Origin of the sequence: Bacillus sp. ES1-5, assembly GCF_022487605.1 — a bacterium.
GTDB classification, from domain to species: Bacteria; Bacillota; Bacilli; order Bacillales; family Bacillaceae_G; genus Bacillus_A; species Bacillus_A wiedmannii.
Genome location: NZ_JAKVPU010000002.1, coordinates 418415 through 441195 on the forward strand (window position 1 = coordinate 418415; position 22781 = coordinate 441195).

Annotated in this window: 21 protein-coding genes; all 21 read left to right on the forward strand. The window is 36.7% G+C overall.

Features of this window, described 5'->3' with window-relative positions:
- Positions 1-43 precede the first annotated feature (43 nt).
- The 21 genes from MKO96_RS11925 to cotE all read left to right on the forward strand — a co-directional run bounded on the left by MKO96_RS11925 (position 44) and on the right by cotE (position 22710).
- Positions 44-1576 (forward strand): ABC transporter ATP-binding protein, encoded by a 1533-nt coding sequence (locus MKO96_RS11925; RefSeq protein WP_000456917.1) that lies wholly within the window; start codon positions 44-46, stop codon positions 1574-1576.
- Positions 1569-2627, forward strand: a complete 1059-nt coding sequence (locus tag MKO96_RS11930) for an ABC transporter permease (RefSeq protein WP_240587527.1) — start codon at positions 1569-1571, stop codon at positions 2625-2627. The genes MKO96_RS11925 and MKO96_RS11930 overlap by 8 nt, the downstream gene beginning before the upstream one ends.
- A complete protein-coding gene (locus MKO96_RS11935) occupies positions 2628-3587 on the forward strand; it encodes an ABC transporter permease (RefSeq protein ID WP_000008847.1) in 960 nt (319 codons plus the stop codon).
- A 198-nt stretch (positions 3588-3785) separates the two neighbouring features.
- Positions 3786-5060, forward strand: coding sequence for an EF-P 5-aminopentanol modification-associated protein YfmF (yfmF, locus tag MKO96_RS11940; RefSeq protein WP_240587528.1), 1275 nt, complete (start codon positions 3786-3788; stop codon positions 5058-5060).
- Complete coding sequence (gene yfmH, locus MKO96_RS11945) at positions 5061-6347, forward strand: EF-P 5-aminopentanol modification-associated protein YfmH (protein ID WP_087981642.1); 1287 nt, start codon at positions 5061-5063, stop codon at positions 6345-6347. It begins immediately after the preceding gene.
- 103 nt (positions 6348-6450) lie between these two features.
- Positions 6451-7164 (forward strand): elongation factor P 5-aminopentanone reductase, encoded by a 714-nt coding sequence (ymfI, locus tag MKO96_RS11950; RefSeq protein ID WP_087981641.1) that lies wholly within the window; start codon positions 6451-6453, stop codon positions 7162-7164.
- 75 nt (positions 7165-7239) lie between these two features.
- A complete protein-coding gene (locus MKO96_RS11955) occupies positions 7240-7488 on the forward strand; it encodes a DUF3243 domain-containing protein (RefSeq protein ID WP_000114455.1) in 249 nt (82 codons plus the stop codon).
- A gap of 139 nt (positions 7489-7627) precedes the next feature.
- On the forward strand, positions 7628-8413 hold the full coding sequence (locus tag MKO96_RS11960; RefSeq protein WP_000574107.1) for a DUF3388 domain-containing protein: 786 nt from the start codon (positions 7628-7630) through the stop codon (positions 8411-8413).
- Between the two features lie 21 nt (positions 8414-8434).
- Complete coding sequence (locus MKO96_RS11965) at positions 8435-9346, forward strand: helix-turn-helix domain-containing protein (RefSeq protein ID WP_087981640.1); 912 nt, start codon at positions 8435-8437, stop codon at positions 9344-9346.
- Between the two features lie 63 nt (positions 9347-9409).
- Entirely contained in the window at positions 9410-9988 is a 579-nt protein-coding gene (gene pgsA / locus MKO96_RS11970; protein WP_001052972.1) for a CDP-diacylglycerol--glycerol-3-phosphate 3-phosphatidyltransferase, read from the forward strand.
- Between the two features lie 20 nt (positions 9989-10008).
- Entirely contained in the window at positions 10009-11247 is a 1239-nt protein-coding gene (cinA, locus tag MKO96_RS11975; protein WP_087981639.1) for a competence/damage-inducible protein CinA, read from the forward strand.
- A 144-nt stretch (positions 11248-11391) separates the two neighbouring features.
- The gene (gene recA, locus MKO96_RS11980; protein ID WP_046956499.1) at positions 11392-12423 is read left to right on the forward strand and encodes a recombinase RecA; all 1032 of its coding nucleotides are present in this window, start codon (positions 11392-11394) and stop codon (positions 12421-12423) included.
- A gap of 482 nt (positions 12424-12905) precedes the next feature.
- Positions 12906-14471: a ribonuclease Y gene (gene rny, locus MKO96_RS11985; RefSeq protein WP_016086643.1), complete on the forward strand. Its 1566-nt coding sequence runs from the start codon at positions 12906-12908 to the stop codon at positions 14469-14471.
- A 154-nt stretch (positions 14472-14625) separates the two neighbouring features.
- Positions 14626-15420, forward strand: a complete 795-nt coding sequence (locus MKO96_RS11990) for a TIGR00282 family metallophosphoesterase (protein WP_001221093.1) — start codon at positions 14626-14628, stop codon at positions 15418-15420.
- A gap of 149 nt (positions 15421-15569) precedes the next feature.
- Positions 15570-15830: a stage V sporulation protein SpoVS gene (gene spoVS, locus MKO96_RS11995; RefSeq protein WP_000404341.1), complete on the forward strand. Its 261-nt coding sequence runs from the start codon at positions 15570-15572 to the stop codon at positions 15828-15830.
- Positions 15831-15888: 58 nt separating this feature from the next.
- Positions 15889-16812 carry a dipeptidase gene (locus tag MKO96_RS12000; protein ID WP_240587529.1) on the forward strand — a complete coding sequence of 308 codons (924 nt, stop codon included), beginning with the start codon at positions 15889-15891 and terminating at the stop codon, positions 16810-16812.
- 227 nt (positions 16813-17039) lie between these two features.
- The gene (locus MKO96_RS12005) at positions 17040-18797 is read left to right on the forward strand and encodes a 2-oxoacid:acceptor oxidoreductase subunit alpha (RefSeq protein WP_000625413.1); all 1758 of its coding nucleotides are present in this window, start codon (positions 17040-17042) and stop codon (positions 18795-18797) included.
- Positions 18784-19650 (forward strand): 2-oxoacid:ferredoxin oxidoreductase subunit beta, encoded by an 867-nt coding sequence (locus MKO96_RS12010; protein WP_000190162.1) that lies wholly within the window; start codon positions 18784-18786, stop codon positions 19648-19650. The genes MKO96_RS12005 and MKO96_RS12010 overlap by 14 nt, the downstream gene beginning before the upstream one ends.
- 427 nt (positions 19651-20077) lie before the next feature.
- Entirely contained in the window at positions 20078-21607 is a 1530-nt protein-coding gene (gene miaB, locus MKO96_RS12015; protein WP_240587530.1) for a tRNA (N6-isopentenyl adenosine(37)-C2)-methylthiotransferase MiaB, read from the forward strand.
- A 3-nt stretch (positions 21608-21610) separates the two neighbouring features.
- A complete protein-coding gene (locus tag MKO96_RS12020; protein WP_000649386.1) occupies positions 21611-22042 on the forward strand; it encodes a YlbF/YmcA family competence regulator in 432 nt (143 codons plus the stop codon).
- A gap of 125 nt (positions 22043-22167) precedes the next feature.
- Positions 22168-22710: an outer spore coat protein CotE gene (cotE, locus tag MKO96_RS12025; RefSeq protein WP_001288802.1), complete on the forward strand. Its 543-nt coding sequence runs from the start codon at positions 22168-22170 to the stop codon at positions 22708-22710.
- The last annotated feature ends 71 nt before the right edge of the window (positions 22711-22781 follow it).

Here is a 22781-nt window from a genome sequence, read left to right on the forward strand (position 1 = left end):
AGACTGCAATTGGGGAGTGTTCCCTGCTAGAAGGAGGAACAAAATGGAATACGTAATTGAGATGAACAATATTACAAAAGTATTCCCAGGCATTGTAGCGAATGATGATATTACGCTGCAAGTAAAACAGGGAGAGATACACGCTTTACTTGGAGAAAATGGTGCAGGGAAATCAACATTGATGAATGTACTGTTCGGTTTGTATCAACCAGAACAGGGAGAAATTAAAATTAAAGGAAAACCTGTGAAAATTACAAATCCGAATATAGCAAATGACCTTGGTATTGGGATGGTCCATCAGCATTTTATGCTTGTTCATAATTTTACAGTTACAGAGAATATTATTCTTGGAAATGAGCCGAAGAAAAAAGGAAGAATTGCTGTTGAAGAGGCTGCGAAAGAAATTAAACAATTGTCTGAACAGTACGGTTTAGCGGTTGATCCAAATGCAAAGATTGAAGATATTTCGGTTGGGATGCAGCAAAGGGTTGAAATATTAAAAACGCTTTATCGTGGTGCGGAGATTTTAATATTCGACGAACCAACTGCGGTGTTAACTCCTCAAGAAATTCACGAGTTGATTCAAATTATGAAAAAGCTTGTGCAAGAAGGAAAATCTATCGTTCTTATTACACATAAATTGAAAGAAATTATGGAAGTTTGCGATCGTTGCACAATTATTCGTAAAGGTAAAGGAATTGGTACAGTTGACGTTGCGGAAATGAATGAACATAAACTTGCAGAATTAATGGTCGGACGTCAAGTGAATTTTAAAACAGAAAAAATAGAGGCTAAACCGAAAGAAGAGGTTCTATCTGTTTCGAATATTGTCGTTCAGGATGCACGCCAATTACCTGCTGTAAAAGGCCTTGACTTAACTGTTCGTGCAGGAGAAATCGTTGGTATTGCAGGGATTGATGGAAATGGACAAAGTGAATTAATAGAGGCAATTACTGGTTTACGAAAAGTTGAGTCAGGTTCTATTGCAATTAAAGGAAAAGAAATAACAAATTGGCCTGTTCGAAGGATTACAGAGGAAGGAATTGGTCATATTCCAGAAGATCGTCATAAACACGGTCTTGTGCTTGATTTTTCTGTTAGAGATAATATAGTTTTACAAACGTACTATAAAAATCCATTCTCAAAGAAAGGGATTTTAAACTTTAGTCAAATTACACAAAAAGCAAAAGCGCTTATTGAACAGTTTGATGTGCGTACACCTGGTGAACACACATTAACTCGTGCACTATCTGGTGGAAACCAGCAGAAGGCAATTATCGCACGTGAAGTGGATCGTAATCCAGATTTATTGATTGCAGCACAGCCAACACGTGGTTTAGATGTAGGTGCGATTGAATTTATTCATAAAAAATTAATCGAGCAAAGAGATAAGGGGAAAGCAGTATTGCTTCTATCGCTAGAACTGGATGAAATTTTAAATGTAAGTGATCGAGTTGCTGTTATATATGAAGGGGAAATTGTAGCAATTGTTGATGCGAAAGAAACAAATGAACAACAGCTTGGTTTGTTGATGGCTGGCGGAACGGAGAAAGAGAAGGTGAATACAAATGGCTAAAAAATTTTTAACGGAGCGAACAATTAATATTTTAGTTCCTGTATTATCCGTTATTTTTGGTTTACTTGTTGGTGCCATTGTAATGTTATTTAGTGGATATGATCCAATTGTTGGGTATGCAGCGCTTTGGGAAGGAATGGTTGGAAATCCACAAGCAATTGGTGAGACATTACGTACGATGATTCCGCTTGTATTAGCAGGACTTTCTGTAGCATTTGCATTCCGTACAGGCCTTTTTAACATCGGAGTAGAAGGGCAGTTATTAGTCGGGTGGCTTGCTGCTGTTTGGTTTGGATATGCAGTATCATTACCGGCAATTTTACATATTCCGTTGTCAATTTTAGTAGCGGCAATAGCTGGTGGGCTATGGGGATTTATCCCGGGATATTTGAAAGGGAAATTTAAAGTAAATGAAGTAATCGTAACGATTATGATGAATTATATTGCACTTTACGTGACGTATGATTTAATTAAACGCTTTTTACATGAGGCGAATGAGAAGTCATATGATATAAAATCTAGTGCTTCTTTATCTTCTGAATGGTTATCTTCTTTAACAGATGGTTCTCGTTTGCACTGGGGGATTGTCGTAGCGTTATTAGTAGCAATCATTATGTGGTTCTTATTGGACAGAACGACATTGGGATACGAATTGAAATCTGTTGGATTTAATCAACATGCTTCTCAGTATGCGGGGATGAAAGTTTCTCGAAATGTTGTACTATCTATGACGATTGCGGGTGCATTTGCAGGGATTGGTGGTGCTATGGAAGGGCTTGGTACATTCCAAAACATGACAGCGATGTCTTCGTTTACTGGCATTGGATTTGATGGGATTGCGGTAGCTCTACTTGGGGGAAATAATCCGTTTGGTATATTATTAGCAGCTTTACTGTTCGGTGGCTTGAAAAGTGCAGCCCCACAAATGAATTTTGAAGCAGATGTACCTTCTGAGCTAATTAACGTTATTATTGCATGTATTATTTTCTTTGTAGCGTGCAGTTATGTATTACGCTGGGCACTTACACGTATGAGCAAGGAGGGGAAATAAATGAGCTTTTTAGATATTTTAGCCATTCTTGTGACGGGTACGTTATATACGGCAGCGCCACTTATTTTTACGGCGTTAGGTGGAGTGTTTAGTGAACGTTCTGGGGTTGTAAATATAGCGTTAGAAGGTTTAATGTTATTCGGTGCGTTTACTGGTATTGTTACAACGTTATTAATGGGTGATACGTGGGGAGCGATGACTCCTTGGATAGCTCTATTATTTGCAGCGATTGGTAGTGGGTTATTTGCACTTCTTCATGCGGTAGCATCCATTACATTCCGTGCGGATCAAGTAGTGAGCGGGGTAGCGATTAATTTCTTAGCTCTTGGTTTAACGGTATTTGCGATTAAGAAAATCTTTGGCAAAGGACAAACTGATTTCATTCAATACCGTATTGAAAAAATCGATGTTCCAGGTCTTTCAGATATTCCGGTAATCGGAAAAATCTTTTTTTCAAATGTACCGTTAACATCGTATATTGCTATTATTTTAGCGTTTGTCGTTTGGTATGTCATTTATAAAACGCCGTTCGGTCTTCGTCTTCGTGCGGTTGGTGAACATCCAATGGCAGCAGATACGATGGGTATTAATGTATATAAAATGCGTTATATTGCAGTTGCTATATCTGGAATGTTTGCAGGGGTTGGTGGAGCGGTCTTCGCGATGTCGATTTCTGGTAACTTCTCAGGTGCTACAATTACTGGACAAGGTTTCTTAGCGCTAGCAGCTATGATCTTCGGTAAATGGAATCCACTCGGTGCTCTTGGAGCGGCTCTGTTCTTCGGATTTGCTCAATCACTTGGAATAACAGGTGGTACGATTCCGGTACTAAAGGAAATTCCAAGTGTATTCTTAACGATATTACCGTATGTATTCACAATATTAGCACTTGTTGGTTTTGTAGGTCGTTCTGAAGCTCCGAAAGCGTTAGGAACGCCGTATGAAAAAGGAAAACGATAAGTATAAAAAAGCTCGCACATTAGTGCGGGCTTTTTTACATAGAATATATGTAATACGGAATTTTACTATGTTCCTTACATATAAAAGTTTTTAGAAAGAGCCTGATGTAAGTATAGTGAGGAAGAAAAGTTGATTTTTCATTTCTAAAAACTGTATATTGAAGAGGAATATTCCTATATACGTAAAGGAGGGCTATAAATGAAACTAATGGAACAACAGTTACATGAGTTAGGTGGTTTGCGAGTACATATTATTCCGACTGATAAATATAAAACAAATACTTTTGTATTTCGTTTTAAAGCACCTTTAAATGAGGAGACGGTGACAGAGCGTGCCCTATTGCCATACGTATTGCAAAGTGCGACAGAAAAGCTTCCTTCTGTAATTCGTCTGCGTCAATATTTAGAAGAATTATACGGATCTTCTTTGGCAGTAGATGTAAGTAAAAAAGGAGAAGACCATATCATCTCTATTTATGTAGACATTGCAAATGAAGTATATTTACATGATGCACCACCGTTATTTGAAAAAGCGCTTTCTATGTTATCGGATATAGTTTTACATCCAGCAACAGAGGGGAATAGTTTTCTACCTTCTATCGTAGAAAGTGAAAAGAGAGCGCTCTTGCAACGAATTGAAGCTACGTATGATGATAAAATGCGCTATGCAAACGAGCGTTTAATTGAAGAAATGTGCAAAGTAGAACCGTATCGATTAAGTGCAAATGGAAAAAAAGAGAGTGTTGCATCTATTACAAATGAAAGTTTGTATCAATATTATCAAAAAGTGTTAGCGGAAGATGAAATGGATCTATACATTATTGGTGATATTTCAGAAAACGCAGTTGATCTTGTAAGTAAGTATTTTTCTATTTCAGCGCGTCCTGTGAGAGAAAGAAATGTACTTCTTCATAAGAGAAATAATGAAGAAAAAGAAGTTGTTGAAAAACAAGAATTAAAACAAAGTAAATTACACATCGGTTATCGTACGTTTATTACGTATAAGGACGAAGATTATTTTGCGCTACAATTGTTCAATGGATTGTTTGGAGGATTTTCTCATTCAAAGTTATTCGTTAATGTTCGTGAAAAAAATAGTTTAGCGTACTATGCAGCGTCCCGCTTTGAAAGTCATAAAGGCTTATTGTTTGTCATGTCAGGAATCGAAGCGAAAAATTATGAAAAAGCTGTTGAGATTATTAAAGAACAAATGTTGGCGATGCAAAATGGTAATTTTTCTGAAGAAGAGATGCATCAAACGAAAAGTGTCATTCAAAATCAAATATTAGAAGCGATTGATACACCGCGCGGATTTGTAGAAATGCTGTATCATGGTATTATTTCAGACCGTACGCGTCCGGTTGAAGAATGGCTTTCAGGTATTGAAAGTGTGACGAAAGAAGAGATTGTGAAAGTTGCTAAAAATATTGAACTAGATACAATTTACTTTTTACATGGAACGGAGGGAGAATAAATGGAGAAAATTGTTTATGAGCAATTAAAAGAGACACTCTATTATGAAAAACTTCCTAATGGATTAGATGTATATATTTTACCGAAGCAAGGATTTAATAAAACATTTGCAACGTTTACGACAAAATATGGTTCTATGGATAATACATTCGTGCCACTAGGTAAAGAAGAAATGGTTCGTGTGCCTGATGGAATTGCTCATTTTCTTGAGCATAAATTATTTGAAAAAGAAGATCACGATGCTTTCCAATTGTTTAGTAAACAAGGAGCATCAGCAAATGCTTTCACATCTTTCACAAGAACAGCTTACCTGTTTTCATGTACATCAAATGTAGAACAAAATTTAAATACATTGTTAAACTTCGTACAAGAGCCTTACTTCTCTGAAAAAACAGTTGAAAAAGAGAAGGGGATTATTGGGCAAGAAATTCAAATGTATCAAGATAATCCAGATTGGCGTTTATACTTTGGATTAATTGATAGCTTGTTTGTAAAGCACCCAATTAAAATTGATATTGCAGGGACAATTGAGTCTATTAGTAAAATTACGAAAGACTTATTATATGAATGTTATGAAACATTTTATCATCCGAGCAATATGTTATTATTCGTTGTGGGGGCAATTGATCCAGAGAAAACAATGGATTTAGTGCGTGAAAATCAAGCGAAAAAAGATTATAAAAACCAGTCAGAAATTGTACGTTCATTTGAGGAAGAACCAGATGAGGTAAATGAAAAGAAGAAAATTATTTCAATGCCTGTACAAACACCGAAATGTTTAGTTGGTATTAAAGCGACAAATTTAAAAGAAAAAGGGGAAGCCCTTTTAAAACAAGAAATTGCGCTTACGTTACTTTTAGATTATTTATTTGGGAAAAGCTCCGTTCATTACGAATCTTTATATAATGAAGGTCTTATTGATGATTCGTTCTCGTATGATTATACGGAAGAGAATAACTTCGGTTTTGCAATGGTTGGTGGCGATACGAAGCAACCTGATGAGCTGGAAGAGCGTTTGAAAAGCATTTTACTAAATACAAATTATGATCAATTAGATGAGGCGGCATTAGAACGAGTAAAGAAAAAGAAAATAGGTGGCTTTTTACGCTCGTTGAATTCGCCGGAATATATCGCGAATCAATTTACACGATATGCGTTTAATGAATCTAGTCTGTTTGAGGCATTGACTGTATTAGAAAGTTTAACTGTTCAAGATTTACAAGAAGTAGCTAAATTATTATTATCAGAAGAAAGAATGAGTGTTTGTCAAGTTTTACCGAAAAAATAAAAGGTTTCATAATAATACCCTCATCTTATCATTGATAAATTGTAAGATGAGGGTATTATTTATTTGTAGGAAAAAGATTTTGTTGAGATAAGAGAGGAATTATATGAAAAAGTATGCATTAGTAACTGGAGGAAGCGGAGGGATTGGCTCTGCTATTTCAAAACAATTAATTCAAGATGGATATACAGTATATGTTCATTATAATAACGGTGAAGGGCAAGTGAATGAGTTACAGAAAGAGTGGAGGGAAGTGATTCCTGTTCAAGCGGATTTAGCTTCTAGTGATGGAGCAGAGCAATTGTGGGAACAAATTGAACATCCTCTTGATGTTGTCGTATATGCAGCTGGGAAGAGTATCTTTGGACTCGTAACAGATGTAACGAATGATGAATTAAATTATATGGTAGAACTTCAAGTGAAGAGCATCTATAAACTATTATCAATGGCACTGCCATCAATGATTCAGCGGAGAAGTGGTAATATTATACTTGTTTCGTCTATATGGGGCCAAATCGGCGCATCATGTGAAGTGCTTTACTCGATGGTAAAAGGTGCACAAAATTCATATGTGAAAGCTTTAGCGAAAGAAGTTTCATTAAGTGGATTAAGGGTTAACGCGGTGGCGCCAGGTGCAATTGAAACGGAAATGTTACATGTATTTTCAGAAGAGGATAAGAATGAAATTGCTGAAGAGATTCCGTTAGGCCGATTAGGACTACCAGAAGAGGTAGCGAAAACAGTGTCATTTCTCGTGTCACCAGGTGCATCTTACATAACTGGACAAATTATCGGAGTGAATGGCGGTTGGCATTGTTAAAAAATTGTTACATAAAAAATAAAAAACTGTACAAATTAAGCATGATTCTATTACTAAGTAGTGAGGTGCTTAAACATGTCAGTTTTAGATAATTTTGATCAATGGAAGAGCTTTTTAGGAGAACGTTTAGAACAGGCATCAGGAAAAGGTCTTGATGGTGGTGCTGTATCAGATATGGCATTTCGTGTTGGAGATTATTTAGCAAATGAAGTAGAAGCGCGCAACGATCAAGAGAAATTATTGTCTGAGCTTTGGAAAGTCGCTGATGAACAAGAGCAACATACCATCGCAAACTTAATGGTGAAGTTTGTACAGCATAAGTAAAAAATAGAGAGGAGAATCTCCTCTCTATTTTTTTTGTATAATAATAACGCGGGATAGATTATACATTTAGCTTCCCTATTAAGGTGAAATCATATAATATAGTACGTAGGTGTAAAGTAAGCAAGGGGAGTGATCTTGGATGATTGAATGGTATTTTGAATATGAAATACATAAAAACCGACCTGGCTTGCTTGGTGACGTTTCTTCGTTAATCGGTATGCTCGGCATTAATATTGTCACAATTAATGGTGTAGATAATGCACGACGTGGATTACTCCTTATGTGTGATAATCAAGAGCAAATCTCTAGACTTGAATCAATTTTAAATACGATGGATAACATAACGGTAACGAAATATCGTCCGCCAAAGCTAAGAGATAAGCTAGCGGTTAGACATGGTCGGTACATACAACGAGATGCAGATGATAAGAAGACATTTCGATTTGTACGTGATGAATTAGGGTTACTTGTAGACTTTATGGCTGAAATAATGAAAAAAGAAGGTCATAAACTAATCGGGATACGAGGAATGCCTCGTGTCGGAAAAACAGAATCCATTGTTGCCGCAAGTGTTTGTGCAAATAAAAGATGGTTATTTGTATCATCTACTCTTATTAAGCAAACTGTTCGTAGTCAATTGATTGAAGATGAGTATAGCGACGACAATATTTTTATCTTAGATGGAATCGTGTCAACAAAGCGTGCTAACGAAAGGCATTGGCAGCTTGTTCGTGAAATTATGAGATTACCTGCAACGAAAGTTGTGGAACATCCTGACGTATTTGTGAGTCAGTCAGAATACACATTGGATGATTTTGATTATATTATTGAGTTGCGTAACGATTATGATGAAGAAATTCAATATAATTTAGTAGATGAAATTGAGCAAGGTACGCAAAATAATTTCTCTATGTTTGACTTTTAAAGAAATATTGAGGTGTTAGTAGTGACAGAATTAGGACAAAAGCTGAAAGAAGCAAGAGGAACGAAGGGCTTGTCTATGGATCAGCTGCATGAGATTACAAAAATTCAAAAACGCCATTTAGTAGCGATTGAAGAAGGCAATTATGATGTATTGCCAGGAGCTTTTTATGCGCGTGCATTCATTAAACAATACGCAGATGCGGTTGGGTTAAATGGAGAGGAACTGCTTGTAGAATATCAGAGTACGATACCACAATCTGAAAAACGCGACGTTCCACAAGTATCAACAGGACAAAAAACACAAGAAACAATGCAAAAATCTTCATCATGGCCAATTGCAGATCATATGCCGAAAGTTTTAGTTGCGCTATTAGTAATTGCATTTGGAGTGGTGATTTGGTTTGTTTTCCAAGCGTTAACTGGAAAAGGTGATGAGAAAGTTCCGAACGCTCAAAGTGAGAAAATTGAAGTTAAAAAAGCGGAAAACTCTCCGTTAGATACGAAGAAAGATGAAGTGAAAGCGGAAGAGCCGAAAAAAGAGGAACCAAAGAAAGAAGAGCCAAAGAAAGAGGAACAACCAGCACAGCCAACTGGACAAGAAGAAGTGAAAGTAGTTGGGACAACTGGTAAGGTATCTACTTTGGAAATTCATAATAATAAAACATTAGAACTGGAAATATCGGGTAAAGGTGCGAGTTATGTAGATGTTAAAGATGATGCTGGGAATGTGATTCTAAACACTACAGTACAAGAGGGCCAAGTAGAAAAACATAATGTATCAACATTAAAAGAAGTGCGACTTAATATTGGAAATGCAACGAATATTGAAGTTAAACTGAATGGCCAAGTGGTCGCTTATCCATTGGATCCAGAAAAAGAACTTCACCAAAGATTGGTGATAAAAAACCAAGGGATAGAGCAACCTGCACAATAACAGTCATCGCCTCGATGACTTTTTTCAATGAACAAATGTTTTTGATATGATGGAGGAATAGCTGTGAATTTACCAAATAAAATTACAATATCTAGAATCTTCTTAATTCCAATTTTTATGGTAATTATGTTAGCGCCCTTTGATTGGGGTTCATACACAATTGGTGATGTTGATTTACCAATTCAACATTTGGTAGGGGCACTTATCTTTATTATTGCTTCGGCTACAGATTGGATTGATGGATATTACGCAAGAAAGTATAATCTTGTAACGAATTTAGGGAAGTTTCTTGACCCGTTAGCTGATAAATTACTTGTTTCAGCAGCACTTATCACGTTAGTTGAGATGCAATACGTACCTGCTTGGATCGTTATTGTAATTATAAGCCGTGAGTTTGCAGTAACAGGTTTACGCCTTGTACTTGCTGGAACAGGAGAAGTAGTGGCAGCAAATCAGTTAGGGAAAATTAAGACGTGGACACAAATTATTGCGATTGCAGCGTATTTATTACACGATGTACCTTTAAATCTAATCCATATCCCAGTTGCTGATATCTTTATATGGATTGCATTATTCTTTACTGTTATTTCAGGATGGGATTATTTCTGGAAAAATAGAGCTGCTTTTGTAAACTCAAAATAGAAGTTTATGGGGGAATTGGGATGAATGCTGAAATTATTGCGGTTGGAACTGAATTATTACTTGGACAAATTGCAAATACAAATGCCCAGTTTTTATCTGAAAAGTTAGCTTCAATTGGAATTGATGTGTACTACCATACTGTAGTTGGAGATAATAACAAGCGATTACAGCAGGCGATTGAAGTTGCGGAAGAACGTGCTGACATACTTATTTTTACAGGTGGATTAGGCCCGACAAAAGATGATTTGACGAAAGAAACGATATCTTCTAGTTTGGGTGAAGAGCTTGTGTATGATGAAAAGGCATTAGCATCGATAAGCGATTATTTTAAGCGTACAGGTCGCGAGTTCACGGAGAATAACAAAAAGCAGGCGCTCGTTTTGAATGGAGCAACTATATTTGCGAATGATCACGGCATGGCACCTGGTATGGGATTAAATAAGAACGAAAAAGTTTATATTTTATTACCAGGACCACCGAAAGAGATGAAGCCGATGTATGTAAGTTATGTAGAGCCTTTTTTACGTAACTTTACAACAGGAGAAAACATTTATTCTCGTGTGCTTCGCTTCTTCGGGATTGGGGAATCTCAATTAGAGGTGAAAGTTCAAGATTTAATTGATGGACAAACGAACCCAACAATCGCCCCCCTTGCGAATGATGGAGAAGTGACACTACGTTTAACTGCCAAACATCAAAATGCTGATGAAGCGGCGAAACTCATTCAGTATATGGAAGATTTGATTTTAGAAAGAGTAGGAGAATTTTTCTACGGGTATGATCAAGAGTTTCTGCATGATAAGGCGATAGAGTTATTGAAGAAAAAAGGATTAACTTTAGCGTGTGCAGAAAGTTTAACAGGTGGTCTCTTTGGCAATCAAGTAACAGAAAGTGCTGGTGTGTCTTCAGTATTTAAAGGCGGTGTCATTTGTTATCATAATGATGTGAAGCAACATGTTTTACAGGTACCTGAGGGAGTGTTAGCTACTGATGGTGCAGTTAGTAAAGAATGTGCTCGTTATCTTGCTGAAAACGTTAAGGGCTTATTAAAAGCGGATATCGGAATTAGTTTCACTGGGGTAGCAGGGCCGGATGCTTCAGAACATAAAGAGCCGGGAACAGTGTTCGTTGGATTGGCAATGAAGGATGAACCAACTGTAGTCTTTTCTCTAAATTTAAGTGGAAGTCGTCAACAAATTAGGGAACGTTCAGCGAAATATGGATTTTATCATTTATATAAAAAGCTAGAAGAGATATAAGTCTCTTCTAGCTTTTTTTAATGCTTAAATGCAGTTTTATTTAATGGAAAATAAAAAAATCGAATAAATGTTCGATTTTTGTTGGCAAATTGAATTGAAAATAGGTATAATAAGATTAGCAATTCAGTTAAGGAGGAATTTTGAATGAGTGATCGTCAAGCGGCGTTAGATATGGCGTTAAAACAAATAGAGAAGCAATTCGGTAAAGGTTCAATTATGAAATTAGGAGAACAAGCGGAGCGTAGAATTTCTACAATTTCAAGTGGTTCTTTAGCACTTGATGTGGCACTAGGGGTAGGCGGATACCCACGTGGCCGTATTATCGAAATTTATGGACCAGAAAGTTCAGGTAAAACAACAGTTTCATTACACGCAATCGCTGAAGTACAGCGTCAAGGTGGACAAGCAGCGTTTATTGATGCGGAGCATGCAATGGATCCTGTATATGCACAAAAATTAGGCGTTAACATAGATGAATTATTATTATCACAACCTGATACAGGGGAGCAAGGACTAGAAATCGCAGAAGCACTTGTACGAAGTGGCGCGGTTGATATTATCGTAATTGACTCTGTAGCAGCTCTTGTACCAAAAGCTGAGATTGAAGGAGACATGGGTGACTCACACGTAGGTTTACAAGCTCGTTTAATGTCTCAAGCACTTCGTAAGCTGTCAGGTGCAATCAATAAATCAAAAACAATAGCAATCTTTATTAACCAAATTCGTGAAAAAGTTGGGGTTATGTTCGGGAACCCAGAAACAACTCCAGGTGGTCGTGCGTTGAAATTCTATTCAACAGTTCGTCTTGAAGTACGTCGTGCGGAGCAATTAAAGCAAGGTAACGACATCGTTGGTAATAAAACAAAAGTAAAAGTAGTTAAAAATAAAGTGGCACCACCATTCCGTGTTGCTGAAGTTGATATTATGTACGGAGAAGGTATTTCAAGAGAAGGTGAAATCTTAGATATGGCTTCTGAACTTGATATCGTTCAAAAGAGTGGTGCTTGGTACTCTTATAATGAAGAGCGTTTAGGGCAAGGTCGTGAAAATTCGAAGCAATTCTTAAAAGAGAATACGGATTTAAGAGAGGAAATTGCCTTCTTTGTTCGTGACCATCACGGAATTGGTGAAGACTCTGGTGCTGAAGACACGGAAGATTCAAATCTTCAAGATTAAAAAATAAAAGACACGGTTCCGTGTCTTTTATTTTTTAATCATTATGAAAGCGTTGTATATCGTTGGAGATAAAATATTTAATCTGCCTAAAAGTCTATGTATAAAGAGGGATATATGCATGTTTTGTATGCATAAACTGGAATTTACTAAGGTTTTCCAGGATAATATGTTGTCTTCTTTTTAAATTCATATATGAATTAGCGCTGAAGGTAAAGAAAGTAAAAGTAGACAACGCTTGACAATGAAAATTGCGATAGATACAATGAGAATGTATATTTTTTCTTATATACGAAACACTCTTCTCAAGAAGAGAAGTAATATTCGGAGTAAGACTTAAATCTTGCCGAAATAATAATATGACATTTTAATTGTGAAATGAAGAAAGTCCCTTAAAAAAGTGGGACGACGGTCTTTGCTGTATGTTGGTATTCAATGTACATGCCGACAGTCTTTTTTCATTCATAGCAAGGGGAGGTGAAATCATGAGTAGTACTACAGTTTGGATACTCATCTCCATTTTGCTTGCAACAGTCGGTGCAGTTGTTGGCTTTTTTGTTCGAAAGTCTATTGCTGAAGCGAAGATTAATGGTGCAGCTAACGAAGCGAAACGTATTATAGACGAAGCGAATCGTGAGGCTGAAGCACTTAAGAAAGAAGCGCTTTTAGAAGCAAAGGATGAAATTCATACACTTCGTACAGAAGCTGAATTAGAAATTCGTGACCGTAGAAGCGAATTACAAAAACAAGAAAATCGTTTAATGCAAAAAGAAGAGAACCTTGATCGTAAAGACGAAACGCTCGATAAACGCGAGCTACAGTTAGAAAAGAAAGAGGATTCTCTTGTAGCGAGACAACAACAGATTGAAGAGTTGGAAAGCAAAGTGGGAGAGTTAGTTCAAAAGCAACAAACAGAATTAGAGCGCATTTCCAATCTGACACGCGAACAAGCGAAAGCAATTATTCTTGGTAAAGTAGAAAGTGAAGTTTCTCATGAAATTGCCGTAATGGTAAAAGAAAGTGAAGTTCGTGCGAAAGAAGAAGCGGATAAGAAAGCAAAAGAAATCTTATCTCTTGCAATGCAAAGATGTGCAGCTGATCATGTTGCTGAAACAACCGTTTCGGTTGTAAATCTTCCAAATGACGAAATGAAGGGACGTATTATCGGACGTGAAGGTCGAAATATTCGTACGTTAGAAACGTTAACAGGTATCGACCTTATTATCGATGATACACCAGAAGCGGTTATCCTTTCTGGATTCGACCCAATTCGTCGTGAAACAGCTCGTATCGCTCTTGATAAACTAGTACAGGACGGACGTATTCATCCAGCGCGTATTGAAGAGATGGTCGAAAAATCAAGACGTGAAGTGGACGAGTATATTCGCGAAGTCGGAGAGCAAACAACGTTTGAAGTGGGTGTTCACGGATTACATCCAGATTTAATTAAGATTTTAGGTCGTTTAAAATACCGTACAAGTTACGGACAAAACGTCTTAAAGCACTCTATGGAAGTTGCATATTTAACTGGACTTATGGCAGCGGAGCTTGGTGAGGATGAAAAACTAGCAAGACGTGCTGGCCTATTACATGATATCGGTAAAGCGATTGATCATGAAGTAGAAGGTAGCCACGTTGAGATTGGTGTCGAACTCGCAACGAAGTATAAAGAGCATCCTGTAGTTATAAACAGTATTGCATCTCACCATGGGGACACAGAACCAACTTCTATCATTGCAGTTTTAGTTGCAGCAGCAGATGCATTATCAGCTGCAAGACCTGGAGCTCGTAGTGAAACGCTTGAGAACTATATTCGTCGTCTTGAAAAGTTAGAAGAGATTTCAGAGTCTTATGAAGGCGTAGAAAAATCTTTCGCAATTCAAGCAGGACGAGAAGTTCGTATTCTGGTAAAACCAGATACAATTGATGATTTAGAAGCTCATCGTTTAGCTCGTGATATTCGAAAACGTATTGAGAATGAACTGGATTATCCAGGACATATTAAAGTAACTGTTATTCGTGAAACACGTGCAGTGGAATACGCAAAATAAAGTGGTGAAACACCACTTTATTTTTTTGTGTTGGAATTGGTTAAAATAAAGAAAATTAGCATACAAGTGAAACAAACTTATAATACATATATTGTAAGGGAATCACTTGAAGCTATAGTAATAAAAAATGTAGTACATAGGAAGGGTAAGACATATGAGAATATTATTTGTTGGGGATGTAGTAGGATCTCCTGGTAGAGGTATGATTCAACAATACGTACCGGCATTAAAGAAGAAATATACACCTACAGTAACCATTATTAATGGAGAAAATGCAGCAGGTGGACGTGGAATTACGGAAAAAATATATCGAAACTTTTTAGAATGCGGGGCACAAGCGGTTACACTTGGAAACCACGCTTGGGATAACCGTGAAGTATTTGAATTTATTGATGACGCAAAATATCTTGCAAGACCAGCTAACTTCCCAGAAGGAACTCCAGGAAAAGGACTTATCTTTGTGAACTGCAATGGAACAGAAGTTGCAGTTATTAACTTACAAGGACGTACATTCCTTCCTCCAATTGATTGTCCATTCCGTAAAGTGGATGAATTAATTAACATTGCAAAAAAACGTACGAATATTATCTTTATTGATTTTCATGCGGAAACTACAAGTGAAAAACAAGCGTTAGGTTGGTATGTAGATGGTCGTGCTACAGCAGTAGTGGGTACACATACACATGTTCCTACAGCAGATAATCGTATTTTACCAAGCGGAACCGCATATATCACAGATGTTGGTATGACAGGGCCTTACGATGGGATTTTAGGTATGGATCGAGAAGCGGTATTGAAGAAGTTTTTAACAAACTTACCAGTACGATTTGAAGTGACAAGTGGTAGAACACAATTAAGTGCAGTGCTAGTTGATGTTGATCCTAATACAGGAAAAGCTAAGAAAATCCAGCGTATCTTAATTAATGATGATCAGCCATTTTTTGAGTAATTCCTGGATAAATTTTAGAAAAGTTGTTATTTTTTAATTTTTTAGAAAAATTACAGAAATTTAGCAGGAATACGCGTCATTCCTCGTGAATATAAGTTAAAGTGAAATAATTGCTAATACTTTTTATAGAAACGAGGAGGAAACGCGGAATGGAAATATTAAAAGTTAAAGCAACGTCGGTCCCTAATTCTGTAGCTGGTGCACTTGCAGGTGTTATTCGCGAACGCGGAACAGCAGAAATTCAAGCCATTGGTGCAGGTGCATTGAACCAAGCGGTAAAGGCAGTAGCAATTGCAAGAGGATTTGTAGCGCCTAGTGGTTTGGACCTGATTTGTATCCCAGCGTTCACAGATATTATGATTGATGGGGAAGAGCGTACAGCAATAAAATTAATTGTAGAACCTCGTTAAGTTTAAACAACCTGTTTGCAGTATGCAAACAGGTTGTTTTTATAATGGAGGAATGGAAATGAAAATTTTTGATGCTCATTGTGATGTACTCTTTCAGTTATGGAGTGCACAGGGGAAAAAGGATTTTAAAAACGATCCGCAATTACATATTACATTTGAACAGTTAAAGAAAAGAAAAGGAAGTATACAATGTTTTGCTATATATGTGCCAGAAACGGTGCTATATGAAAAACGATTTGAAGCGGCATTACAAATGGTAGATATTTTTTATAATGAAATTTTATCATTACCGGGTGTAAAGCTTATTCAGACAAAAAATGATATTAACATGTTAAAACAGGACGAGATTGGAGCGATATTAACACTAGAAGGATGCGAAGCAATTGGAAAAGATGCAATGAAATTACGGTTGTTTTATCGTCTAGGAGTACGTTCTTTTGGACTAACATGGAATTATGCCAATTTATTAGCTGATGGTGCGTTAGAGACACGTGGGGCGGGTTTAACGACCTTTGGTAAACATGTTGTACAAGAACTTAATATGTTACATGTGTGGACTGATGTTTCGCATCTGAATGAAAGAAGCTTTTGGGATGTGATAGAAATTGCAAAAAATCCTATTGCCTCCCATTCAAATTGTATGAAACTTTGTCAGCACCCACGTAATTTAAACGATGAACAACTTAGAGTTCTTATAAAGCGAAATGGCATGATCGGTGTTACTTTCGTACCACAGTTTCTAACAAGTGAAAAACAAGCGAATATAGCAGATATAGTAAAACATATCGAATATATTTGTTCATTAGGTGGAGAGAACAATATAGGGTTTGGTTCGGATTTTGATGGGATATTAGAAACAGTTGTAAATGTATCAGCGTATGGAGAATATGAAAATGTAATTAATGAGCTTTGTAAACACTATGCTGCATCTACTGTAGAGCGATTTTTATATGATAATTTTGTTGAACATATAAGCTTTTAAGATTTTTGTTTTAAAAATCCAGAAAAATTAGAATTAATTCATTTGATATTATTGCTTTTTTTAAGACCTAATACTAGAATGAAAAACAAAATAGCTTTATACTAAAGATTCAGGGAAATCAGAAGAGGTATAATTTGCGTCCGTTGTAGTTTATTTGTATAAAAAATGCTAAACTATTACTGTAAAAAAATACACTACAATGAATGCAGCCAAAAGGGGTGTAGGAGATGATTAGTCAACTTTCATGGAAAGTTGGAGGCCAACAAGGTGAAGGAATTGAAAGTACAGGAGAAATCTTCTGTATTGCATTAAACCGATTAGGATATTACCTATACGGTTACCGCCACTTCTCATCACGTATTAAAGGCGGCCATACAAATAATAAAATTCGCGTAAGTACAACAGAAGTACGCGCGATTTCAGATGATTTAGATATTCTAATTGCTTTTGATCAAGAAACAATTGATTTTAACTTCCACGAACTACGTCCAGGTGGAATTGTAGTTGCGGATGCGAAATTTAATCCAACAATACCTGATAATACAGATGTAAATCTATATGTGATACCGTTTACAGATATTGCTTCAGAATTAGGCACATCATTAATGAAAAACATGGTTGCTGTTGGGGCATCAAGTGCGGTATTAGGATTAGATGAAACAGCTTATTTAGATGTTGTTGAAGAAATTTTTGGTCGTAAAGGAGAGCAAGTTGTTCAAAAGAATATGGACGCAATTAAGCGCGGCTCTCAATATATGAAAGAATTGCTAGGTGAGAAAGTAAACATGATGCAGCTTGAAAAAGCTGATGGTAAGAAACGCATGTTTATGATTGGAAACGATGCAATCGCATTTGGTGCGGTAGCTGGTGGTGCTCGCTTTATGTCTGCATATCCAATTACACCTGCATCTGAAATTATGGAATACTTAATTAAAAAATTGCCAAAAGTTGGCGGAACAGTAATCCAAACTGAGGATGAAATCGCAGCTTGTACCATGGCAATCGGTGCAAATTATGCTGGTGTTCGTACATTAACTGCATCTGCTGGTCCGGGTCTATCTTTAATGATGGAAGCGATTGGTTTAGCAGGTATTACAGAAACACCATTAGTAATTGTTGATACACAACGTGGTGGTCCAAGTACAGGATTACCAACGAAACAAGAGCAGTCTGATTTAATGGCGATGATTTACGGTACGCACGGTGAGATTCCAAAAATCGTAATGGCGCCAAGTACAGTTGAAGAAGCTTTCTATGATATTGTAGAAGCATTTAACCTAGCTGAAGAATATCAAGTTCCTGTTATTTTCTTAACAGATTTACAGCTTTCTTTAGGAAAACAAACGGTAGAACCGCTTACGTTAGATAAAGTGGAAATCCGTCGCGGTAAGCTTGATTTAGAAGCGGAATTACCAGAACGTGAAAATAAAGCATACTTCAAGCGTTATGAAGTAACAGAAGATGGCGTTTCACCACGTGTTTTACCTGGTATGAAAAATGGTGTTCACCATGTTACAGGTGTAGAACATGATGAAACTGGTAAACCATCTGAATCAGCAATAAACCGTAAAGATCAAATGGACAAACGTTTCCGTAAAATGGAGAACTTGAAGTTTAACACCCCTGTCTATAAAAATGTTAAGCATGAAGAAGCAGACGTATTGCTTGTTGGATTTAACTCAACTCGTGGTGCGATCGAAGAGGCAATGGAGCGCTTAGAACAAGAGGGTATGAAAGTAAACCATGCTCATGTACGCTTAATTCACCCGTTCCCAACAGCTGAAATCGATCCACTTGTGAAAAATGCAAAGCGTGTTGTAGTGGTAGAAAACAACGCAACAGGTCAGCTTGCTAACATTATGAAAATGAATCTTGGTAACGGTGAGAAAATTTCTAGTCTTTTAAAATATGATGGGAACCCATTCTTGCCGAAAGAGATTTACAACGAATGCAAAAAAGGGGTTGTATTAAATGGCAACATTTAAGGACTTTCGTAACAGCGTAAAACCAAACTGGTGCCCAGGTTGCGGAGACTTCTCGGTGCAAGCTGCAATTCAACGTGCGGCAGCTAACGTTGGTTTAAATCCAGATGAACTTGCTGTTGTCTCCGGTATCGGCTGTTCAGGTCGTATTTCAGGTTATATTAATTCATATGGTGTGCATAGTATTCATGGTCGTGCCCTTCCAATTGCACAAGGTGTGAAAATGGCAAATCGTGATTTAACAGTTATCGCATCAGGTGGTGACGGTGATGGATTTGCGATTGGTATGGGACATACAATCCATTCTATTCGTCGTAACATCGACATTACGTATATCGTAATGGATAACCAAATTTACGGATTAACAAAAGGGCAAACTTCACCGCGTAGTGAAGCTGGATTTAAAACGAAAAGCACACCACAAGGTTCAATTGAACCGTCATTAAATGTTATGGAAATGGCTTTAACAGCTGGTGCGACATTTGTGGCGCAAAGCTTTTCAAGTGATTTAAAAGAATTAACACAAATTATTGAAGCTGGTATTAACCATAAAGGATTTTCATTAATTAACGTATACAGCCCATGTGTTACTTACAATAAAGTAAATACTTACGATTGGTTTAAAGAAAATTTAACAAAACTAAGCACAGTAGAGGGATATGATCCGTCTAATCGCATGATGGCTATGCAAACGTTAATGGAAAATAACGGATTAGTAACAGGTTTAATATATCAAAATACAGCGCAACCTTCATACCAAGAACTTGTAAAAGGCTATAGTGAGAAGCCTTTAGTGCAAGCTGATTTAAATATGGATCAGAAAATGTTTGATGAACTTGTTGCTGAATTTATGTAATGTAAGAAGAGAAGGTTGCCATTTGGCAACCTTTTTTTATGAGAAAAATATTGGATAGTCTTATTTACTTAGAAAATTCAGAATGGTAAAATAATATATAAATCGTTGTATGAAAATGGCGAGTTCATTGCTTATGAAATGTAAGATTAGACAGAGCCTCTTTCTTGTTAAAATTGGCGCAACGCTTCATACTATGGTAATGTTTATAGGGATAAAGCAATATGCTTTTGGATAGGACAAAAAGAAGTATGAAAAGGGAATGTCTATTTGTGTGGGGAAGACTTCATTCTTATGAATGATTAGATTGATTACTCAAGTTTCAAAGGACAAGTTATCTCTCAAGCTATCTAACCATTTTTGAGGTGAGTCAAAGCGCATTAAAATGGACTATAGAGTGTGTATAGTTAAGGGTGAAAGGAGATTACCGATGAACGAGCAACAACGATTAGCAAGTCAACAAGCAAATTCCTCTACGAAAAAAGAAGAGAAAGATTATAGTAAATACTTTGAAAGTGTATACCAACCACCTTCCTTAAAAGACGCGAAAAAACGAGGGAAAGAAGAAGTTAAAATTGAACGGGATTTTGGCTTACCTGAAGAATTTCGCAATTTTGGTACAGGAAGAAAGTTCTATATTCGTACATATGGTTGTCAAATGAATGAGCATGATACGGAAGTAATGGCGGGTATTTTCACCGCACTTGGATATGAGCCAACCTTTTCAACTGAAGATGCAGATGTAGTTTTATTAAATACTTGTGCAATTCGTGAAAATGCTGAAAATAAAGTGTTCGGTGAACTAGGTCATTTAAAGTCATTAAAAAGAAGAAATCCGGATCTTTTAATTGGTGTATGTGGTTGTATGTCTCAAGAAGAATCTGTTGTAAATAAAATTATGCAAAAAAATCAGCATGTAGATATGGTGTTTGGAACGCATAATATTCATAGATTGCCGTATATTCTAAAAGATGCAATGTTCTCGAAGGAGACGGTAGTTGAAGTTTGGTCAAAAGAAGGGGATATAATTGAAAACCTTCCGAAAGTACGCCGTGGTGATATTAAAGCTTGGGTAAATATTATGTATGGCTGTGATAAGTTCTGTACATATTGTATCGTGCCGTATACACGTGGAAAAGAGCGAAGCAGACGTCCGGAAGACATTATCCAAGAAATTCGTCATTTAGCTGCGAATGGTTATAAAGAAATTACATTACTTGGCCAGAACGTAAATGCATATGGTAAAGACTTTGAAGATTTTGAATACGGACTTGGCGATTTAATGGACGAACTCCGTAAAGTTGATATTGCCCGTATTCGTTTTACAACGAGCCATCCACGTGATTTCGATGATCACTTAATTGAAGTGCTTGGAAAAGCTGGAAACTTAGTAGAACATATTCACTTACCAGTTCAATCTGGAAGCACAGATATGTTAAAAATTATGGCGCGTAAATATTCACGTGAGCATTATTTAGAACTTGTAAGAAAAATTAAAGAAGCAATTCCAAATGCAGTATTCACAACTGACATTATCGTTGGTTTCCCAAATGAAACAGATGAGCAATTTGAAGAAACGATGTCGTTATATCGTGAAGTCGGATTTGATACTGCCTTTACCTTTATTTATTCTCCGCGCGAAGGTACACCAGCTGCAAAAATGAAAGATAATGTACCGATGGAAGTGAAAAAAGAACGTCTTCAACGCTTAAATACACTAGTAAATACGTTGGCAATTGAAAAGAATAATCGTTACAAAGGTCAAATTGTAGAAGTGTTAGTTGATGGGGAAAGTAAAAATAATCCAGAAGTACTCGCAGGTTATACTCGTACGAATAAACTTGTAAACTTCGTCGCTTCAAAATCTTTAATTGGTCAGCTTGTGAAAGTAAAAGTAACGGAAGCAAAAACTTGGTCTCTTAACGGGGAATTAGTTGAAGAGCCGATTGAGGTGGAATAATAGATGAAAGCATATTCGAAAGATGAAATTGTTGAACAAGCGAAAGAATTAGCAAAAATGATTTCTGAAACAGAAGAAGTTGATTTCTTTAAGAAAGCAGAGGCGCAAATTCATAAAAATGAAAATGTAAAGCGCGCAATTGATGAAATTAAAGCACTGCAAAAACAAGCAGTAAACTTGCAGCATTACGGGAAATGGGAAGCTTTGAAAAAAGTAGAAGCTGACATTGATGCATTGCAAGATAAGTTGGATAGTATCCCAGTTGTGCAAGAATTTAAATCTTCACAAACATATGTAAATGACTTACTACAGCTAGTTGCAAGTACGATTTCTAACAACGTAACAGATGAAATATTAATTTCAACTAATGGCGATGTATTGAAGGGTGAAACGGGTGCGGCGGTAGAAAGTAAAAAAGGAAATTGTGGTTGTTAAAGAGATGTCGAATTGACATCTCTTTTTTTAGTGGGTTAAACGTAAGTTCTTCTCGAAAAAAGAATGACACATTCCGCTATTGTCACGCATATGATTAAGTGAATAGTGATTGAGGAGGGTTACGAATGTCCGAATTTAGAGAGATTATTACAAAAGCAGTGGTTGGAAAAGGACGTAAGTATACAAAGTCAACGCATACATGTGAATCGAATAATGAGCCAACAAGTATTTTAGGGTGCTGGGTAATTAACCACTCGTACGAAGCAAGAAAGAATGGAAAGCATGTGGAAATTGAAGGTTTCTATGATGTGAACACTTGGTATTCATTTGATGGTAATACAAAGACAGAAGTTGTAACAGAACGTGTGAACTACACTGATGAAGTGAGTATTGGGTATCGTGATAAAAACTTTTCTGGTGATGATTTAGAAATTATTGCTCGTGTCATTCAGCCACCAAATTGTTTAGAAGCTCTTGTATCACCAAATGGTAATAAAATTGTTGTAACTGTAGAACGTGAATTTGTAACAGAAGTAGTTGGGGAAACGAAAATTTGTGTAAGTGTAAATCCTGAAGGTTGCGTAGAATCAGACGAGGATTTCCAAGTCGATGATGATGAGTTTGAAGAATTAGATCCGAACTTTATCGTCGATGCAGAAGAAGAGTAATAGAAAGCTAGGGAGAAGTTCTTCCTAGCTTTTTACTTTACATAAGTGATGCTTGAATGAACATGATTCCT